The following is a 17536-nucleotide window of genomic DNA, read 5'->3' on the forward strand; positions in this document are numbered from 1 at the left end:
CGCGTTCCGTCCGCGGGCGTCTCAGAAGCGTCCGAGGAGCGGACACGGGGTGGCTCGACGGCCGTCGCTCCGTAGCGTGGTCGCGGTGGCGGGCGCCGCCGCGCGGTCCCGCGCGTGCCTGCGACCACCCACCACGGACGACGACGAAAGGCGCGCGATGCTCGACTCGATGCTCAAGAACACCTACGACGAGGTCCTCCGCCGCAACCCGGGGGAGCCCGAGTTCCACCAGGCCGTGCGCGAGGTGTTCGAGTCGCTCGAGGTCATCCAGGGCCGCCACCCGGAGTACGCCGAGCACAGCATCCTCGCGCGCCTCTGCGAGCCCGAGCGCCAGCTGATCTTCCGTGTCCCGTGGGTCGACGACAAGGGCTCGGTGCAGATCAACCGCGGCTTCCGCGTCGAGTACAACTCGGCGCTCGGCCCGTACAAGGGCGGCTTGCGCTTCCACCCGAGCGTCAACCTCGGCATCGTGAAGTTCCTCGGCTTCGAGCAGATCTTCAAGAACTCCCTCACCGGCCTGCCCATCGGCGGCGGCAAGGGCGGCTCCGACTTCGACCCGCGCGGCCGCAGCGACGGCGAGGTCATGCGCTTCTGCCAGTCCTTCATGACCGAGCTGCACCGCCACATCGGCGAGTACACCGACGTCCCCGCCGGGGACATCGGCGTGGGCGCCCGCGAGATCGGCTACCTGTTCGGCCAGTACAAGCGCCTCACCAACAAGTACGAGGCCGGCGTGCTCACCGGCAAGGGCCTCGACTGGGGCGGCTCCCTCGTGCGCAAGGAGGCCACCGGCTACGGCGCCGCGATCTTCGCGGACGAGATGCTCAAGGCCCGCGGCACCTCCGTCGAGGGCCGCCGCGCCGCCGTCTCCGGCTCCGGCAACGTCGCGATCTACGCGATCGAGAAGATCGCCCAGCTGGGCGGCACCGCGATCACCGCCTCGGACTCCTCCGGCTACGTCGTGGACGAGGACGGCATCGACCTCGAGCTGCTCAAGCAGATCAAGGAGGTCGAGCGCGGCCGCATCGCCGACTACGCGGAGCGTCGCGGCGGCAAGGCCCGCTTCGTCGCCGGCGGCAGCGTCTGGGACGTCCCCGTCGCGATCGCCCTGCCCTGCGCCACCCAGAACGAGCTCGACGCCGACGCCGCGCGTGCGCTCGTCAAGAACGGTGTCGAGGCCGTCTCCGAGGGCGCGAACATGCCCTGCACGCCGGACGCCGTCGAGGTGCTCCGCGAGGCGGGCGTCGCCTTCGGCCCCGGCAAGGCCGCGAACGCCGGCGGTGTCGCCACCTCCGCGCTCGAGATGCAGCAGAACGCCGCGCGCGACGCCTGGAGCTTCGAGCACACCGAGGCGCGCCTGACCCAGATCATGCGCGACATCCACGCCACCTGCCTCGAGACCGCCGAGGAGTTCGGCCGCCCGGGCGACTACGCGGTGGGTGCGAACGTGGCCGGCTTCCGCAAGGTCGCCGACGCCATGATCGCCTTCGGCGTGATCTGAGCCCCGCCACTCCGCCCGGGCCGTTCCTCAAAGCGCGCTGACCAGCGCCGTCGCTCCGGGTCCCCTCGCCCCGCCCGCCGCCTCCCGCGGCCGGCGGGGCGCGGTGCATCCGGGGCTGTCCGATTGCGCGCTGGGGTTCCGTACGTGGAACTCAAGTGCGCAATCGGACAGGCGTCGGGTGCCGCCCGCGGTGACCGTGACCCAGCACACACGCCCTCAAGTGGGAAAGATTCTCATTCGCTGATAGCTTCCTGGCATGCAGCTGATGAGAACCATTGTCATGAAACGACGAGTCGCCGCGCTCGCGGGCGTGGGCCTGCTCGCGCTCGCCGCCTGCGGCCAGGCGGATCCCGCCGCGTCCGGGGGCTCGGACGGCGGCGGCGAGACGTCGGCCGCCGCGACCGAGGACCGCCACCGCGCGGAGGTCGGCGCCCTCACCCCGCGGATCGTGCTCGCCCACGACGGCGGCGTCACCACCCTCGACTCCACCGACGGCGAGGTGCTCGACGAGACCGAGCTGAACGGGTACGTGCGCCTGAACCCCGCCGGGGACGGCCGCCACGTCATGGTCAGCGCGGAGGAGTCCTTCACCGCCTACGACACCGGACTCGAGGCCAAGGCCCACGGCGACCACTTCCACTACTACGAGCAGGACCCGGCGCTCACCGGCATCACCCTCGACGCGCCCTCCCCGGGCCACGTCGTCACCCACGGCGACCGGGCCGCGCTCTTCGCGGACGGCACCGGCGCGGTCACCGTCTACGACCCGACCTCCCTCGCCGAGGGCGACCTCGGCGTGGTCGACGAGCTCACCACCGACGCCGCCCACCACGGCGTCGCCGTGCCGCTCGAGGACGGCGGCCTGCTCGTCACGCAGGGCACCGAGGACGAGCGCCACACCATCCAGGCGCTCGATGCGGACGGCAAGGTCGTCGCGCAGACCGACGACTGCCCGGGCGTGCACGGCGAGGCCGCCGCCGCCCCGGCGGAGGACGGCTCCGACGTCGTCTCCTTCGGCTGCGAGAACGGGCCGGTCGTCTACTCCGGCGGCGAGTTCCACAAGGTCGCCGTCGACGGTGACTACCAGCGCTCCGGCAACCAGAAGGGCAGCGAGGCGAGCCCCATCGTCCTCGCCGACAACAAGGTCGAGGCCGATCCCGAGGGCGGCACCGAGCACCCCACCTCCGTTGCGCTGATCGATACCCGCGACGCCTCGATGACGACCGTCGACCTCGGATCGCCCTACTGGTTCCGCTCCCTGGACCGCGGCCCCGACGGTGAGGCGCTCGTCCTCACCGGCGACGGCGAGCTGAACATCCTCGATCCCGAGAGCGGGAAGATCCTCCACGAGGTGAAGGTCGCCGAGCCGTGGGAGGAGCCCGAGCAGTGGCAGACCCCCGGCCCGATGCTCTCCGTGGCCGACGGCACCGCCTTCGTCGTGGACCCCGAGCAGCAGAAGCTCACGATGGTCGACGTCGCCTCCGGCGAGGTCTACCGCGAGCTCGACCTGCCCGTCGTCCCGAACGAGATCCAGGTCGTCACCGGCACCGCGTCGGGCGAGTACGAGGTGGGCGGCGAGAGCCACGAGGGTCATGGCCACGAGGGCGAGGACGCCGACCACGACGACCATGACCACGAGGGCCATGACGACGAGGCCTCCGACGGCGGCGAGGCCTGAGCCGCGGGGCTCAGCGCCCGGCCGAGCTCGGCAGGGTCAGGATCTCGGGGCCGTCCTCGGTGATCGCGATCGTGTGCTCGGTGTGCGCGGCGCGGCCGCCGTTGGCGCTGCGCAGCGTCCAGCCGTCGGCATCGGTGACGAGCTGATCGGTGCCGTCCATGACCCATGGCTCGAGGGCGAGCAGCAGGCCCGGGCGCAGGCGGAGGCCGCGCCCGGGCCTTCCGTCGTTGGGGACGTGCGGGTCCTGGTGCATCGTGCTGCCGATCCCGTGGCCGCCGAACTCCCTGTTGACGAGGTGGCCCTCGCCGGTGAGCACACGGCCGATCGCGGCGGAGACGTCGCCCAGGCGTCCGCCCGGCACGGCGGCGTCGATGCCGGCGGCGAGGGCGCGCTCGGTGACCGCGATCAGCTCCGCGTCGCGCGGGCGGGAGGCGCCGCCCACGGTGAGGCTCACGGCGGCGTCGGCGGAGATGCCGCGCAGCGTGAGGGCGAGGTCGAGGGTGAGCAGGTCGCCGTCGGCGAGGGGCGTGTCGTGCGGCATGCCGTGGAGGACCGCGTCGTTCACGGCCGTGCAGAGGCGGTGGCCGAAGGGGCCGTCGCCGAAGGACGGTGCATAGTCCACGTAGCAGGAGACGGCGCCGGCGGCGTCGATGAGCTGGGCGGCGCGGGCGTCGAGGTCCGGCAGGGTCACGCCGGGGGCGGCGAGCTTGCGGAGCTCGGCGAGGATGTCCCCGACGAGGGCGCCGGCGGCGCGGGCGCGCACCAGCTCGGCGGGGGAGAGGATCTCGATCACGGGGTGCCTTCCGGGGTGTGGGATAAGTATCCCGGCCAATCTATACCGGTATTACTATCGGTGCATGGTTCGCCTCCCCCTCACCCCTGACGAGATCGCCCGCGGCGAGCGCCTCGGCGCCGTGCTGCGCCGTGCCCGCGGCGAGCGGCCCCTGCTCCGCGTCGCCCTCGATGCCGGTGTCTCCCCGGAGACGCTCCGCAAGATCGAGTCCGGCCGCGTGGCCACGCCGTCCTTCCCGACCATCGCCGCGATCGCGGCGGAGCTCGGCCTCTCGCTCGACGAGGTGTGGGCGCAGATCAGCGGGCCGACGGCCGACGCCGCGGCGGACGGCCCGCGCCTCGCCTCCTGAGTCGCGCGGTTGCGTCGGCACGGTCAGTACTCGGCCCTGAAGCTCTGCGCGACCTCCTCGCCCTGCGCGAAGTAGTGGCGGAAGGTGTACAGCAGCGGCCGCCATGCGCGGAGGTCCACGTGATGCGTCCCCGGGACGACCACGTCCTCGCGGGCATGGATCCGCAGCACGCGGGCATGCACGGCGCTCGCGTCGTCGTCGCAGGGCACGATCCTCTCCACCCGGGCCTCGATCTGGACAGGGCACTCGACGATGCGCATCGGTCCGACCAGCTCCGCCGGTGACGGCGTGAATCCCCCGAGGCCCCACTTGTCCTTCTCGGTGCGATAGGCCCCGGCCTTGTGCGGGGAGAGGGCCGCGGCGCCCGTGGTCGCCGCGATGGCCTCGACCCGGTGCGCGAGGGACGCCTCGGGCAGGTTGATGACGATGCCCGGGTCGCGCCGGAGGTTCGCGAGGCCGTGGGAGTCGTCGCCGAGGCCGAGCACGTACGTGCTACCCAGCGCCCACGCGGAGGAGATCGGGGTGATGTTGGTGCCGCCGTCGTCATCGAGGGTCGTGATCAGGGCGACGGGGGTGCCGAAGTACAGGACGCTGGGTTCGATGTGGAGGTGCATGCCCCGATGGTGGGCGCACGACGGTTCGGTGGTCGCCGACGTGTCCCGGTGCGAGGATCGACGCATGCCATCCGACGCGCCGGACTCCACCTCGGCCCCTGCCCTCGCCGAACTCGCCCGGGCGATGGCCGATGACTCCCGCGCGACGATGCTCCTCGCGCTGCTCGACGGCCGCGCGTGGACGGCCGGGGAGCTCGCGGCGGTCGCGGGAGTGGCCCGCCCCACCGCGAGCGGGCATCTGGACCGGCTGCTCTCCGCGGGACTCGTCGTGGAGCGTCGCCAGGGCCGGCATCGCTACGTCAGGATCGAGGATCCCGAGGTCGCGCTCGCTGTGGAGGGCCTCGCCGCGCTCGCCGCCGCCCGCGGGCTCGTGCGACCGGCCGCTCCCTCTCTCCGCGCCCAGCGGGCGGATGCGGCTCTGCGCGAGGCCCGCACCTGCTATCGCCACCTGGCCGGCCGTCGCGGCGTCGAGCTCGCGGAGGGCCTTCGGCGGAGAGGTCTCGTGGGCGCCGGGTGGGAGCTCACCGAGGCCGGTCGACGCTGGTGGGAGGAGCACGCGCTCGATCCGGGGACGCGGCGGCGCGGGGCCCCGATCCGCCCGTGCCTCGACTGGACCGAGCGGACGGACCACATCGCGGGTCCCGCGGCCGAGTCACTGCTCGATCACCTGGTGGGGGAGGGCGCGCTGCGGAGGCGCAGCATGCCGCGCGCCCTCGCCGTCGAGTCCGATCACCCGCTCTGGGCCGAGCTCGGCGTGCGCTGACGGCGACTCGCCGCGACACGGCGGACGGGCGACGAGGTCTGGACGCAGATCAGCGGGCCGACGGTCGACGCCGAGGCGGACGGCGCGCGCCTCGCCTCCTGAGCAGGCCGTTCAGCGGACCTCCCAGTCCTCCACGTCCCCCGGCACGACCCGCAGCAGCGGATGCGCGGGCACCGGGTCCCCCGGGGCGGGGAGGAGCGCGAGGTGCTCGGGGGAACGGTGCTCGCACTTCGCCCGCAGGTGCTCGAGCTCGTACGCCAGCTGCCCCGCGGTCACCTCGATCGGCGGGAGCGAGGCCGGCGGGGCCGGGTGCAGCACCCGGGTGAGGTCGAAGCGGTAGCCGCGCGCCGTCGCCTCCTCCTGCAGTCCCGTGAGGAAGCCGCCGATCGACTCGAGCGGGGCGGGGTGTGCCTGGAAGCGCCGCAGCTGCGGGTGCCGGGTGTAGCCGCGGGTGCCGCCGGCGAGCACCTTCTGGGCGAGCAGCGCCTCTCGCCATCCGGCGACGAGGGCCGCGCGATCCAGCAGGGACGGGTGCAGGCTCCACAGGCGCATCCACCGATTCAAGCACGCTCGGATGCGCGGCCGTCCGCGTGATGGCACGATCCGGGCATGAGCACCGCGCGCATCCCGGCCTGGGCCGGTCCTCTGGACGTCGCCGAGCTCGCGCTCGGCGCGGTCCGCGAGGCCGGGGCCGCCACCGAGCGGCTGCTGCGGGCGCACGGCACGGACGTGCAGGTCACCACCCATCCGGCGCTCGTCGAGGCGGCGTTCTCCGCGATCGACCGGCTGCGCGTGGACGGCCGCGCTGCGGAGCCCTGGGCTCCGCTCTCCGGCTTCGTCGCCGCCCGGGACGGCTGGCTGCGCCTCCACGGCAACTACCCGCACCACGCCACCGCGATCACCGCCGCGCTCGGCGCGCGCAGCCCGGAGGAGCTCGCCGCGGCGGTCGCCCCTCTGCCCGCGCAGGAGGCGGCGGCGAGCGTGCTCCGCGCGGGCGGGATCGCCGCCATGGTCCGCACCCCGGAGGAGTGGCGGGCGCATCCGCACGCCCGCGCGACGGCCGACGATCCGTGGGTGACGACGCAGGCCGGAGGAGCGGCCCGTGACCCGCGACTGCGGGCGCACGCCGCGGGCGCGGTCGGGACCGGAGGGCTCGGAGCCGCCGCGCAGGTCGACGCAGGTCCGGCCGGGCCGCGCGATCCGGCGGCGACGAGGGCGGACCTCCCGCTCGCGGGACGACGCGTGCTCGACCTGACGCGCGTCGTCGCCGGCCCGGTCGCGACCCAGCTCCTCGGCTGCCTGGGGGCCGACGTGCTGCGCCTGGACCCGCCCGCACGCCCCGAGCAGCTCGACGCCTTCCTCGCCGCCGGGATGGGCAAGCGCTCCGCCCTGCTGGACCTCCGCGCCCACCGTGACCTGCTCGAGGAGCTCCTGGCCGGGGCGGACGTCGTCGTGCTCGGCTACCGGCCCGGGGCCCTGACCGACGTGGGCCTGGACCCAAGCGACCTCGCCGCCCGGCATCCGCACCTCGTGATCGGCGCGCTCTCCGCCTGGGGCGAGCGCGGGCCGTGGGGCGACCGCGCCGGCTTCGACTCGATCGTCCAGGCGGCGACCGGGATCGCCGTGCGCTGCGCACGGGAGGACGGCCGGCCCGGGGCGCTGCCCGTGCAGGCCCTCGACCATGCGACCGGTTTCCGTCTCGCCGCCGGGATGCTCGACCTCCTCGCCGACGGACGCGTGGGTGTGGTGCGGGCGAGCCTGCTGGGCGCCGCCCGCACCCTGCTCGCCACCGGCACCGGCGCGACATCGAGCACGGGCGCCGGCGACGGCGACGGACGAGCGGAGGCCGACGGCGGCGCCGGTGATGGCGCCGCCGTCGGCCTCCCTCCAGCGGTCGAGCTCGGGACGCCGCACGGCCGCGTCTCGACCGTGCCCGTCCCGCTCCTGCTCGACGGTGTCCCGCTGACCGGGGCGATCAGCGGCTACGGGACGGCCCCGCCGCGGTGGGAGGAGCGGCGCTGACGGGACCGTCCCGGCTCAGCCGATGCGCGCCGTGGCGGAGACGACGCCGAGCCAGGTGTGACGGTGTCCCGCCCCTCACCAGCCGGCCTTCGGCGCGTCCCGGCGCCCTCGCCGCCGGGGCCCGAGCTCGACGCCACCCCCGCGCCGTCGTCCCCCGACGTCGCTCAGCCGCGCTCGAGCCGCTCCGCGCGGGCAGTCACGGCGCGGGCCGCGACCCGCGTGGGCGCCGTGTACGAGCCGCCGAAGAGCACCACATGGGCGAGCAGGCCGAACAGCTGGTGGGCGGGCACGTCCTCCCGCCAGCCACCGGGCAGCGGATGGGCCTCCTCGTACCCGGCGAGGATCTCCTCGAGGTGCGGGGCGCCGAACAGGGAGAGCATCGCGAGATCCTCGAGGCGGTGGCCGCCGTGCGCGGCCGGATCGATGAGCACCGCGCCGCCCTCCGTCCAGAGCACGTTGCCGGACCACAGGTCCCCGTGCAGCCGCGCCGGCCGCTCCCGGCCCTGCCCGGAGATCCCGTCGAAGGCGCCGTCGCGGATCACGGCGATCGCCGCCTCCACCTCCGCGCTCCCCTCGGCGCCCAGCCGCGGCGCCGCCCTCCGCGCGAGCGGGGCGAGACGGTCCTCCGCCCAGAACGGGGCGAAGGCGTCGTGGCGGCGCACCGGGACCGCGAACGGCGCGTCGAGCGGCCCGAACCAGGCGCCCTCCGCGGGTGTCCAGCCGAAGGACTCGGCGCCCGCGTCGTGCAGGCGTGCGAGATCGGCGCCGAGCCGGCGCGCCGCGCGGGCGCTCGCCCCGGTCTCCTCGAGACGCTCGAGGTCCAGGCCGTCCTCGCGCACCGCGCGCACCTCGACGACGGGGACCTGGCGGGCGGCGGCGAGCCAGCGCAGGCCCGCGGCCTCCGCCGCGAAGAAGCCGGTGGGCGCCCCGGGACGGGACTTGGTGAACGCTGAGCTGTCGACGTCGTCCATGCCCACCACCGTAGGAGCCTCAGGCGGGCAGGCCCAGCTCCGCGGCCAGCAGCGGCCGCATCCGCTCCACGAGCGGACGGTACGAGCGCCTCCCCCTCGCGCGCCGGGCGAGGTGGACGAGCATGCCGGTGCGCTCGTAGGCGGTCCAGGCGCGCATCCGCTCCCGCAGCGAGGGGAGGTCCGCGATCGCGTCGGGCACAGGTCCCAGCCGCCTCCGCGCCTCGAGGTAGACGTGGACGAACCCGGCCACGGCCTCCTCGTCCATCGGCACGTACCAGGGGCCGGCGTGCACGGAGCCGCCGATGATCGCGAGGTCCCGGGCGGGGTCGTCGGCCTGCGCCCACTCGAAGTCGATGTACTGGACCCGGGGCACCTCCGACCCCGGAGCTTCGTCCCACATGATGTTCGTGGCGCACAGGTCGCCGTGGGTGAGGGCGAACGCGTCGAGGGAGCCGATCTGCTCCTCGACGCCGGCGACCCGGGCGAGGGTCGCCTCGAGGAACGGCTCGAGCTCGTGCTCCGCGATCACCGCGGCCGCGTGCTCGCGCCAGTCGGCGACGGCCCCGGCGACCTCCGCGATCAGGGACGGCGTCGATGTGGGGACCGCGTCCCAGGGGGCCGCGCCGAAGGAGACGGGGCCGCGGCCCGGGGCGGCGACTGTGTGCAGGCGGGCGAGGAGCTCCGCGTGCGCGGCGAGGTGCGCCGTCGTCCAGGCGCCGGGTGCGGCGGCCGTGCCGGGCACCTCGCTGGTCACGACGTAGGGGACCCCGAGCGGGCTCGCGGCGGGATCATCCGCGTAGGCGATCGGCTCGGGCCCCACCTCGACGGGCGCGAGGGCGAGGGCCGCGATCTCGTGGGCGAGGGACTGCGGCAGCTCCGCGGGGTCGACGTGGGGGACGCGCACCAGCAGCGGGGCGTTCTCCTGCGGGGCGACGCGCCAGGCGGCGAAGTGCTCGCCGACGCCCAGCAGCGACACCCGCGCCGCGCCGGAGAGCGAGGCGGGGAGAACGGACTTGTGCAGGCCGGGGAGCCGCACCGGCGAGGTGGCGTCCCGCAGCGGGAGGACGAGGGTCCCGTGGCGCCAGGCCTCGAGGATCCGCTCGCCGGTCTCCGGGCGGGCAGCCGCGGGCAGGTCCTCGTCGAGCTGTTCCTCCGCCACGCGGCCTCCTCGTTCGGAGTCTGACGGACCCCTTCATCGCTGGTCAGGGCATTCTACGCCGTGGTCGGCGGCGTCCCGGGGACCGCCGCGCCCCGCCCGGCCGCGGTGACCGAGCCGACGCCCCTCACCCGGGGGCCGCCGATGGGGTTCGCGATACCCTGGGACGATCCCGACCGGGCCCCGTGGCGGTGCCCGGAACGGTCGCACGTCCCCAACCTCGAAGGAGCTCCCGTGGGTGAGCTGCACCTCGGCTTCGAGATCGCGGCTCTCGCCGTCCTCGTCGTCCTCCTCCTGGCAGATCTCCTGCTGGTCATCAAGCGGCCGCACGTGCCGTCGCTCAAGGAATGCGCGGGATGGATCGGCTTCTACGTCGGCCTCGCGCTCGTCTTCGCCGTCGTCCTGTACCTCGTGGGCGGCATGGCGCCCGCCTCGGAGTTCGTCACCGGCTGGCTGCTCGAGTACTCGCTGAGCGTCGACAACCTCTTCGTCTTCATCGTCATCATGACGAAGTTCGCGGTGCCCAAGAAGTATCAGCAGGAAGTGCTGATGGTGGGCATCATCATCTCCCTCGTCGCGCGCGCCCTGTTCATCCTCGCGGGCTCGGTGATCATCGAGCACTTCGTGGGCGTCTTCTACCTCTTCGGCCTGTTCCTGCTGTGGACCGCGTGGAAGCAGACCCAGGAGGAGGGCGAGGACGACGGCGAGTCCTTCATCATGCGCGGGGTGCGCAAGCTGTTCCCCGTCGCGCAGGAGTACGACGGCAACAAGCTCCGCACCCGGGTGAACGGCAAGACGATGCTCACCCCGATGCTGATGGTCTTCATCACGATCGGCCTGACCGACGTCATGTTCGCCCTCGACTCGATCCCCGCTATCTTCGCCGTGACCCGGAACCCGTTCCTCGTGTTCACCGCGAACCTCTTCGCGCTCATGGGCCTGCGCCAGCTGTACTTCCTGCTGGGCGGCCTCATGGAGCGCCTCGCGTACCTGCACTACGGCATCGCGATCATCCTCGGCTTCATCGGCGTGAAACTGCTGATCCACGCGATCCACGAGGCGCCGCTGCACTTCATCCCCGGCTTCGAGATCCTCGAGAAGATCCCCGAGGTGCCGATCTGGCTCTCGCTCACGGTGATCGTCGTGTCGATGGCCGGTGCGGTCGCCGCCTCGCTGCTGTTCCCGCCCAGGAGCTCCGGCTCCGACGAGGACGCGGAGATCACGCAGCACTGACCAGCGGGTGCTGACCACCCACTGCTGACCCGAGGGGCCGGCCGGCGCGACAGCCGGCCGGCCCCTCGGGCGTCCGTCCCCGGGTGGGGGTGCCGGCGTCGACCGTGCTCAGACTGCGGGCGTCGCGAAGCCTCCGTTGGACAGCAGTAGCTGCCCACGGATCCACCGGCCCCGCTCGGAGAGCAGGAAGCGCACCAGGTCCTCGACCGTGCCCGGCCCACCGAGCTCCCCGCCCGGGGTCTGCGCGGCGCCGGCGTCCCGCACCTCGTCCGTCATCCAGCCGGTGTCGATCGGGCCCGGGTTCACGACGTTCGTGCGGATGCCGCGATCGGCGAGCTCATGGGTGCCCGCGAGCACCAGGCGGTCCAGTGCCCCCTTCGTGGCGCCGTAGGGCAGGTTGTGCGTGGTGTGGTCGCTCGTGAGCGCGATGACGGCGCCGCCGTCGGCCGCCGGCGCGCCCTCCTCGCGCAGCGGGACCTGCTCGGCGAAGGCCTTCATGAGCAGCCAGCTGGCGCGCACGTTCACCGCGTAGTGGCGGTCGAAGCTCTCGACGGTCGTGTCCAGGATCGAGGAGTCCACGGACTCGCAGTGCGCCATGACGAGCGCGCCGAGCGGCCCCAGCTGCTCATGGGCCTCGGCCACGAGGCGCGGCGGCACCGCGGGATCGGCGAGGTCGCCGTCCAGCAGCACCACCTCCGTGCCCTCCGCGCGGAGCTCCTCGGCGAGGTCGGTGACGTCGGAGGGCTCGCCGTTCACCCGGCGGTCGTAGGCGTCCAGGGAGGACAGGGCCAGGGCGAAGCCGTCGGCAGCGAGGCCGCGGGCCAGGGCGGCGCCGATGCCACGGCGTCGACCCACCCCGGTGAGCAGGGCGGCGCGGGGCGGGGCGGGGGAGACGGGGAAGCCGGCGGGGGACATCATGGGCCGACGGTAGGTCCCGGCAGCGGCCCGTGGCCAGGTCTTTTCCCGGGCAGGCCGCGCCGGGTCAGCCCTCGTCGGTCCGGTCCCAGACCACGTGGCCGTCCTCGTCGAGCCGGGCGCCGGCGCTCGGCTCGTGCGGCCGCTGCTGGCCCGAGTGCATCAGGTCCAGCACCTCGGCCCCGTGCTCGAGCAGCATCACGTCGGCGATGAGGCGACGATGGCAGCGCCACCAGACCGCCTCCGAGCACATCACCGCGGTGCGCTCGCGCGCCACGTCGGCCCGCAGCTCCGTGATCCCGGCCCGGAACTCCTCGCTGCGGGTCCAGGCGGCGTAGGCGCGGAACTGGGCGACCCGCCACCAGGGGTCCCGGGTGGCGGTGTCCTCCTCCGTCGTGAGCCGTCGCCGCCCGCCCAGGCGCTCGTCCCAGCGGTAGTCGATACCGGCGCCGCGGCAGATCTCCTCGACCTTGCCGCGGGCGGCGGCGTCGTTCGTCCGGGACCCCGGGAAGCGGCGCACGTCCACCAGCTGCCGGATGCCCGCGCCCGTCAGCAGATCGGCGAGCTCCTCCGGCTCCAGTCGACCATGACCGACGGTGAGCAGCGCGGGGGAGGGCACCTCCGCGGTCACGCTCGCGGGCCGTTCAGAGCGACCGCCTGGACCGGTTCGTGCTTCGTCATCGTCGTTCCTCTCAGTCGGGGAGAAGGGTCCGCGGCGCTCAGGGACCCGCGAGCACCTCGGCGGTGCTGCGCAGGTCCACCTGCGGCGGGAACAGGCTCATGGTGTGCAGGGCGGCCGTGGCGTTCTCCGCGGCGGAGGCAGCACAGGCATCGGCGACCACGGTGACGTGCGCCCCGGCGTCGGCCGCGGCGAGCACCGTCGTGATGACGCAGCAGTCCGTGGAGACCCCGGTGACCAGCAGCTGCGGGGCGTGGCCGACCACGCCGGCGAGCTGCCGCCCCCACTTGCCGAAGCTCGGCTCGTCGATCGTGGGGTGCGCGGAGAGCTCCGCGGCACCGTCCACCAGCGCGTAGAGCGGATCGGTCGCGGGGACGTCGGCGAAGGGCCAGGTCGCGAAGTAGTCGCCCCAGGCGGTCGAGCGGTCCGCGGTGGGCAGCCAGCGGGTGAGCAGGGTCCGCTCCGGTCCCACCGCGGCGGCGAGCTCGCGGATCCGCTCCCACGCCCCCTCCCAGAAGGGGGACGCCCAGTCCGAGGCGGGGTCGGCGAAGATCCGCTGCGCGTCCACGACCAGCAGCCACGGCTCCCGGTCGGTCGCGGGCTCCGCGGCGCTCATGCGGTCGCCTCCTGCCGGCGGATCCGGCCGCGCCGCGCCACGAGCGTCACCAGGAAGCCGAGCACGAGCGCGAGGAGGACGCCCACGTTCGCGTACGCCCAGTTCCCCTCCCAGTACGGACCCGCGGGATCGTCGACGTAGGTGCCCAGGCCCAGCGGCTCCAGGAGGTAGCCCTGCCAGTTGTTCCAGGGGGCGTCGGCCGCATAGGAGTTCACGACGAGGCCCCAGCCGAGCACCGAGACCACGACCAGGGTGACGATGCTCGTCCGGTCGACGGCGCCGTAGCGGCCGCGGGGGTCGAACAGGGCCTGCTCGTCGTAGTCGCGACGGCGGGTGAGGACGTCCGCGATGAGGATGCCCGCCCAGCCGGCGATCGGCACGCCGAGCGTGATGAGGAAGCTCTGGAAGGGGCCGATGAAGCTCGTCGCGAAGAACGCCACCCAGATCGTGCCGACCGTGAGGATCACGCCGTCCACCGCGGCGGCCGCCGGGCGGGGGATGCGGATGCCGAGGCTCAGCAGGGTCAGGCCCGAGGAGTAGATGCCGAGCACCGCGCCGGAGACGAGGGTCAGCACGGCGACGATCCAGAAGGGGATCAGCGCCCACAGCGGCAGGATCGAGACGAGCGCGCCGATCGGGTCCCCGGAGATCGCCTCGGAGAGGGTCTGGTCCGAGCCCGCGAGCAGCAGGCCGAACACCACGAGCACGACCGGCGCCGCCGCCCCGCCCACCGTGTTCCACAGGACGATCGAGGCGTCCGAGGCGGTGCGCCGCTGGTAGCGGGACCAGTCCGCCGCGATGTTGATCCAGCCCAGGCCGAAGCCCGTCATCACCATCACGAGCGCGCCGATCATCGCCTGCGGCGGCCCCGAGGGCATCGAGGCGACGGCCTGCCAGTCGATGTGCGGCACCGTGAGCACCATGAACAGGATCGTCATGATCCCGGTCGCCCAGGTCAGCACCGACTGCAGGCGCATGATCGTGTGATAGCCGAGCACGCTCGCCGTGACGATCAGCGCCGCGATGAGGACCGCGGCGATCACCGTGACCGCGCGACCCGAGGCGACGCCCAGCGTGCTGAACACGGTCGCCGTCGCGAGCACCGCGGAGATCGCGAGCGAGGTCTCCCAGCCGATCGACGTGAGCCACGAGATGATGCCCGGCAGCTTCTGCCCGTGCACGCCGAACGCGGCCCGGGACAGCACCATCGTCGGCGCGCTGCCCCGCTTCCCGGCGATCGCGACGAGCCCGCACAGCGCGAAGCTGATGACGATGCCGATCACCGCGACGACGCTCGCCTGCCAGAAGCTGATGCCGAAGCCCAGCAGGTACGAGCCGTAGCTCATGCCGAACACGGAGATGTTCGCGGCGAACCACGGCCACACGAGGTCGCGCGGGCGGGCGGTGCGCTCCGACTCGGCGATGATCTCGATGCCGGTGGTCTCGATGAGGCCGGGGGTGGGAGAGGGGGTCGTCATGGTCCGCTCCGAGGAAGAGGAGATCCGAAGGGGGAGGGCGCCCGGGCGGGGCACTGGCGGAAGTCTCCCACGTCACAGCGCCGACGGGGGTTCCCTGCGTCATGGCGGCGCAGGTCCGCTCAGGCATACCCTCGGAAGGTCGTGGCCCCTGGCCCGCGCCCTCCCTCTCCCCGCCGACGGGCCCCCGTCGGCCCTCCCGTCCTTCCCAGGAGCCGTGTGTCCTCGTCCCCGTCCCGCCTGCACCGCCTCGTCAGCCTCGCCCCGCCGCGGTACGACCACATCCCGGCCGCCCGGATCTCCCTGGGCCTCGCGATCCCGCTGGCGACGCTGCTGCTCACGGGGCACCTGGGATGGGCGATGTTCGCCGGCTTCGGGGCCTTCACCGGCATCTACTCGCGCTACGAGCCCACCCGGGACCGGTTCCGCCGGCAGTCGCAGGCCGGGGCGATGCTCGTGGTGTGCGTGACGATCGGCGCGCTGCTCGCGCAGCTCACGACGGCGGCGCCCGGCATGACCGGGAAGATCGCGATCATCGTCGTCACCGCGCTCGTGGCGGGCGGCTCCGCCGTCTTCGTCGGCTCCCGCGGCCTCAAGCCGGGCGGCGCGATCTTCCCCGTCTTCGCGGTCGCCGCGGTGGCCTCCGCCCCGCCGGCCGCCCCGGTCTGGGTCGCGGCCCTCGTCGCCGCGTGCTGCGCGGCGCTGTGCGTGGGCCTCGGCCTGCTGGGCCACTGGGCGGGGGAGCGGCACCCGGGCGTCGTCCTCTCCACCGACCACCTGCACGCCTCGCGCGCCGAGCGCACCGCCGAGTTCCTCCGCTACACGATCGCCGCGCTCGGGGCGGGGCTGCTGGGCCTGCTCTCCGGGCTGCCCTTCCCCTACTGGGCTCAGGTCGCGGCCGTCGCCCCGCTCGCCCCGCTCGGCTACTCCGCCCAGGTGGAGCGGGGCCTGCAGCGCGTCGTCGGCACGACCCTCGGCATCGTCACCACCGCTTTTCTGCTCTCCTTCCCCGCGGAGCCCTGGCAGCTCGTCGTGTGGGTCGTGCTGCTGCAGTTCCTCGCCGAGCTGTACGTGCTGCGCAACTACGCGATGGCGCTCCTGTTCATCACCCCGCTCGCCCTGCTCATGGTGCAGCTGGGCCATCCCCAGCCGGCCGGGCCCATGCTGCGGGCGCGCGTGCTCGAGACCGCGATCGGCGTCGCCGTGGGCCTCGTGATGATCCTCGGGCGGCGCGCGCTCGAGCGGCGCCGCGCGCGGCGGGCCGTCGTCGGCTGAGGCCGCCCGCCCCCTGGTCCGCCCTCGCCGAGTCGAGCCCGGAGTCGTAACGTGCGGCTCCATGACCACCGCCGACGCCCCCGCCACCCCGGCAGGCCCTGCCTACACCCACGGCTACGGGGAGGCCGTGCTCGACAGCCACCGCGCCCGCACCGCAGCGAACTCGGCCGGTCACCTGCTCCCGCATCTGCGCCCCGGGCAGCGGCTGCTCGACGTCGGCTCCGGCGCGGGCACCATCACCGCGGATCTCGCCCGGATCGTCGGCCCCGCGAACGTCACCGCCCTCGAGGTGGGGGAGGAGTCCGCGGCGATCACCCGCGCGGAGCTCCACCGGCAGGGACTCTCCGAGGTCCAGGTGGTCGTCGGGGACGCGCAGGCGCTGCCCTTCGCGGACGACGCGTTCGACGTCGTCCACGCCCACCAGGTGCTCCAGCACCTCCCGCGTCCCGTCGACGCGCTCGCCGAGGCCCGGCGCGTGACCCGCCCCGGTGGCCTCGTCGCCGCCCGGGACAGCGACTACGAGGGCTTCCGCTGGTTCCCCGAGGACCCGCGCCTGGACCGCTGGCTGCGCCTCTACCTCGACGTGGCGCGCGCCAACGGCGGCACCCCGGACGCCGGTCGCCGCCTGCTCGCCTGGGCACACGAGGCCGGGTTCACGCAGGTCACGCCCGGTGCCTCCACCTGGCTGCACGCGACCCCGGAGGCGCGCGAGGCGTGGGCCCGCACCTGGTCCGGTCGCATCACGAGCGATCCCCTCGCCGCGCAGCTCGAGCGGGAGGGCCGGGCTGACGCCGCCGCGCGCGAGGACGTGGCCGCCGCGTTCCGCGACTGGGCTGATTCGGAGGACGCCTGGTTCGTGCTCCTCCACGGCGAGATCGTCGCGACCGTCTGAGGGGCGCGGGGGCCGATGGGTCCACGGAGGGCGAGTGATCCCGTCGCCGAGCCGGACGTCCTATTCTGGGCGCGACCACGACGTCCATCGGGAGGATCCCTCATGAACCTCAGCTCCGCCGTCCTGCGCGCCGTCCCCGGTGCCTTCATCCTCAACTCCGGCATCGGAAAGCTCGGCATGGACGAGCAGACCGCCGGCTACCTCCAGTCGATGGCCGTCAACGGCATCCCTGCGGTGGAGAAGCTCTCCCCGAAGCAGTTCGGCCGCCTCGTCGCGATCGGTGAGATCGCCGTCGGCTCCTCCCTGCTGCTGCCCTTCGTCCCCACGAAGGCCGCGGGCCTCGCGCTCGCCGGCTTCTCCGGCTCGATGCTGTCGATGTACTTCCGCACCCCGGAGATGACCGAGGCCGACGGCGTGCGCCCCACCCAGGCCGGCACCCCGCTCGCCAAGGACTCCTGGATGGCGGCGATCGCGATCGCCCTGATCCTCGGCACCGGCTCCGGCGCCCGCGAGGCGAAGAAGGCCGCCAAGCAGGCGGAGAAGCGCGCCGCGAAGCTCGAGCGCAGCCTCGAGAAGCAGGCTCCGGCCGCCTGATCCTCGCCTG

At 73.9% G+C, this 17536-nt stretch carries 18 protein-coding genes; 9 read left to right on the forward strand and 9 right to left on the reverse strand.

Annotated elements, in window-relative coordinates:
• Positions 1–157: 157 nt before the first annotated feature.
• Both gdhA and ABD080_RS05415 read left to right on the forward strand, forming a co-directional pair.
• Entirely contained in the window at positions 158–1501 is a 1344-nt protein-coding gene (gene gdhA / locus ABD080_RS05410) for an NADP-specific glutamate dehydrogenase (protein ID WP_137769492.1), read from the forward strand.
• 280 nt (positions 1502–1781) lie between these two features.
• Complete coding sequence (locus ABD080_RS05415) at positions 1782–3179, forward strand: hypothetical protein (protein WP_343903912.1); 1398 nt, start codon at positions 1782–1784, stop codon at positions 3177–3179.
• Positions 3180–3189: 10 nt separating this feature from the next.
• Here the strand turns inward: ABD080_RS05415 and map are convergent, their stop codons facing one another.
• Positions 3190–3972, reverse strand: coding sequence for a type I methionyl aminopeptidase (gene map / locus ABD080_RS05420; RefSeq protein ID WP_343903913.1), 783 nt, complete (start codon positions 3970–3972; stop codon positions 3190–3192).
• A 64-nt stretch (positions 3973–4036) separates the two neighbouring features.
• Here map and ABD080_RS05425 point away from each other — a divergent pair, with 64 nt between their 5' ends.
• Entirely contained in the window at positions 4037–4321 is a 285-nt protein-coding gene (locus tag ABD080_RS05425) for a helix-turn-helix transcriptional regulator (RefSeq protein ID WP_137769495.1), read from the forward strand.
• Positions 4322–4344: 23 nt separating this feature from the next.
• Here ABD080_RS05425 and ABD080_RS05430 read toward each other — a convergent pair whose 3' ends face one another.
• On the reverse strand, positions 4345–4935 hold the full coding sequence (locus ABD080_RS05430) for a flavin reductase family protein (protein WP_343903914.1): 591 nt from the start codon (positions 4933–4935) through the stop codon (positions 4345–4347).
• A gap of 64 nt (positions 4936–4999) precedes the next feature.
• Between ABD080_RS05430 and ABD080_RS05435 the strand changes: the two genes are divergently transcribed.
• The gene (locus ABD080_RS05435) at positions 5000–5698 is read left to right on the forward strand and encodes an ArsR/SmtB family transcription factor (protein ID WP_137769497.1); all 699 of its coding nucleotides are present in this window, start codon (positions 5000–5002) and stop codon (positions 5696–5698) included.
• A 111-nt stretch (positions 5699–5809) separates the two neighbouring features.
• Here the strand turns inward: ABD080_RS05435 and ABD080_RS05440 are convergent, their stop codons facing one another.
• Positions 5810–6250: a pyrimidine dimer DNA glycosylase/endonuclease V gene (locus ABD080_RS05440; protein WP_343903915.1), complete on the reverse strand. Its 441-nt coding sequence runs from the start codon at positions 6248–6250 to the stop codon at positions 5810–5812.
• A 57-nt stretch (positions 6251–6307) separates the two neighbouring features.
• Here ABD080_RS05440 and ABD080_RS05445 point away from each other — a divergent pair, with 57 nt between their 5' ends.
• Entirely contained in the window at positions 6308–7720 is a 1413-nt protein-coding gene (locus tag ABD080_RS05445) for a CoA transferase (protein WP_343903916.1), read from the forward strand.
• A gap of 164 nt (positions 7721–7884) precedes the next feature.
• On the opposite strand, the gene ABD080_RS05450 is transcribed toward ABD080_RS05445, so the two are convergent.
• Both ABD080_RS05450 and ABD080_RS05455 read right to left on the reverse strand, forming a co-directional pair.
• On the reverse strand, positions 7885–8691 hold the full coding sequence (locus ABD080_RS05450) for a fructosamine kinase family protein (protein ID WP_343903917.1): 807 nt from the start codon (positions 8689–8691) through the stop codon (positions 7885–7887).
• A gap of 19 nt (positions 8692–8710) precedes the next feature.
• Positions 8711–9850: a phosphotransferase family protein gene (locus ABD080_RS05455; protein WP_343903918.1), complete on the reverse strand. Its 1140-nt coding sequence runs from the start codon at positions 9848–9850 to the stop codon at positions 8711–8713.
• A gap of 231 nt (positions 9851–10081) precedes the next feature.
• Here ABD080_RS05455 and ABD080_RS05460 point away from each other — a divergent pair, with 231 nt between their 5' ends.
• A complete protein-coding gene (locus tag ABD080_RS05460; protein WP_343903919.1) occupies positions 10082–11080 on the forward strand; it encodes a TerC family protein in 999 nt (332 codons plus the stop codon).
• Positions 11081–11188: 108 nt separating this feature from the next.
• On the opposite strand, the gene ABD080_RS05465 is transcribed toward ABD080_RS05460, so the two are convergent.
• The 4 genes from ABD080_RS05465 to ABD080_RS05480 all read right to left on the reverse strand — a co-directional run bounded on the left by ABD080_RS05465 (position 11189) and on the right by ABD080_RS05480 (position 14768).
• Complete coding sequence (locus tag ABD080_RS05465; protein WP_343903920.1) at positions 11189–11998, reverse strand: SDR family oxidoreductase; 810 nt, start codon at positions 11996–11998, stop codon at positions 11189–11191.
• 64 nt (positions 11999–12062) lie between these two features.
• Positions 12063–12626 (reverse strand): DUF488 domain-containing protein, encoded by a 564-nt coding sequence (locus ABD080_RS05470; protein WP_343903921.1) that lies wholly within the window; start codon positions 12624–12626, stop codon positions 12063–12065.
• A gap of 88 nt (positions 12627–12714) precedes the next feature.
• Positions 12715–13290, reverse strand: a complete 576-nt coding sequence (locus tag ABD080_RS05475; protein ID WP_343903923.1) for a cysteine hydrolase family protein — start codon at positions 13288–13290, stop codon at positions 12715–12717.
• Complete coding sequence (locus ABD080_RS05480; protein WP_343903924.1) at positions 13287–14768, reverse strand: purine-cytosine permease family protein; 1482 nt, start codon at positions 14766–14768, stop codon at positions 13287–13289. Before ABD080_RS05480 ends, ABD080_RS05475 begins: the two co-directional genes overlap by 4 nt.
• Before the next feature lie 216 nt (positions 14769–14984).
• On the opposite strand from ABD080_RS05480, the gene ABD080_RS05485 reads away from it, so the two are divergent.
• The 3 genes from ABD080_RS05485 to ABD080_RS05495 all read left to right on the forward strand — a co-directional run bounded on the left by ABD080_RS05485 (position 14985) and on the right by ABD080_RS05495 (position 17526).
• The gene (locus ABD080_RS05485; RefSeq protein WP_343903925.1) at positions 14985–16040 is read left to right on the forward strand and encodes an FUSC family protein; all 1056 of its coding nucleotides are present in this window, start codon (positions 14985–14987) and stop codon (positions 16038–16040) included.
• A gap of 61 nt (positions 16041–16101) precedes the next feature.
• Positions 16102–16932, forward strand: a complete 831-nt coding sequence (locus ABD080_RS05490) for a methyltransferase domain-containing protein (protein ID WP_137769507.1) — start codon at positions 16102–16104, stop codon at positions 16930–16932.
• A gap of 102 nt (positions 16933–17034) precedes the next feature.
• Positions 17035–17526, forward strand: a complete 492-nt coding sequence (locus ABD080_RS05495) for a DoxX family membrane protein (RefSeq protein WP_343903926.1) — start codon at positions 17035–17037, stop codon at positions 17524–17526.
• Positions 17527–17536: the final 10 nt, after the last annotated feature.

Origin of the sequence: Brachybacterium rhamnosum (assembly GCF_039526185.1) — a bacterium.
GTDB lineage: Bacteria > Actinomycetota > Actinomycetes > Actinomycetales > Dermabacteraceae > Brachybacterium > Brachybacterium rhamnosum.

Bases quoted from the DNA above. Each gene is read 5' to 3' on its own strand.
- ABD080_RS05440 (WP_343903915.1), bottom strand. From the start codon at position 6,250: ATGCGCCTGTGGAGCCTGCACCCGTCCCTGCTGGATCGCGCGGCCCTC.
- ABD080_RS05495 (WP_343903926.1), top strand. From the start codon at position 17,035: ATGAACCTCAGCTCCGCCGTCCTGCGCGCCGTCCCCGGTGCCTTCATC.
- ABD080_RS05490 (WP_137769507.1), top strand. From the start codon at position 16,102: ATGACCACCGCCGACGCCCCCGCCACCCCGGCAGGCCCTGCCTACACC.
- ABD080_RS05430 (WP_343903914.1), bottom strand. From the start codon at position 4,935: ATGCACCTCCACATCGAACCCAGCGTCCTGTACTTCGGCACCCCCGTC.
- ABD080_RS05425 (WP_137769495.1), top strand. From the start codon at position 4,037: ATGGTTCGCCTCCCCCTCACCCCTGACGAGATCGCCCGCGGCGAGCGC.
- ABD080_RS05475 (WP_343903923.1), bottom strand. From the start codon at position 13,290: ATGAGCGCCGCGGAGCCCGCGACCGACCGGGAGCCGTGGCTGCTGGTC.
- ABD080_RS05435 (WP_137769497.1), top strand. From the start codon at position 5,000: ATGCCATCCGACGCGCCGGACTCCACCTCGGCCCCTGCCCTCGCCGAA.
- ABD080_RS05415 (WP_343903912.1), top strand. From the start codon at position 1,782: ATGAAACGACGAGTCGCCGCGCTCGCGGGCGTGGGCCTGCTCGCGCTC.
- ABD080_RS05450 (WP_343903917.1), bottom strand. From the start codon at position 8,691: ATGGACGACGTCGACAGCTCAGCGTTCACCAAGTCCCGTCCCGGGGCG.
- ABD080_RS05445 (WP_343903916.1), top strand. From the start codon at position 6,308: ATGAGCACCGCGCGCATCCCGGCCTGGGCCGGTCCTCTGGACGTCGCC.
- ABD080_RS05480 (WP_343903924.1), bottom strand. From the start codon at position 14,768: ATGACGACCCCCTCTCCCACCCCCGGCCTCATCGAGACCACCGGCATC.
- gdhA (WP_137769492.1), top strand. From the start codon at position 158: ATGCTCGACTCGATGCTCAAGAACACCTACGACGAGGTCCTCCGCCGC.
- ABD080_RS05465 (WP_343903920.1), bottom strand. From the start codon at position 11,998: ATGATGTCCCCCGCCGGCTTCCCCGTCTCCCCCGCCCCGCCCCGCGCC.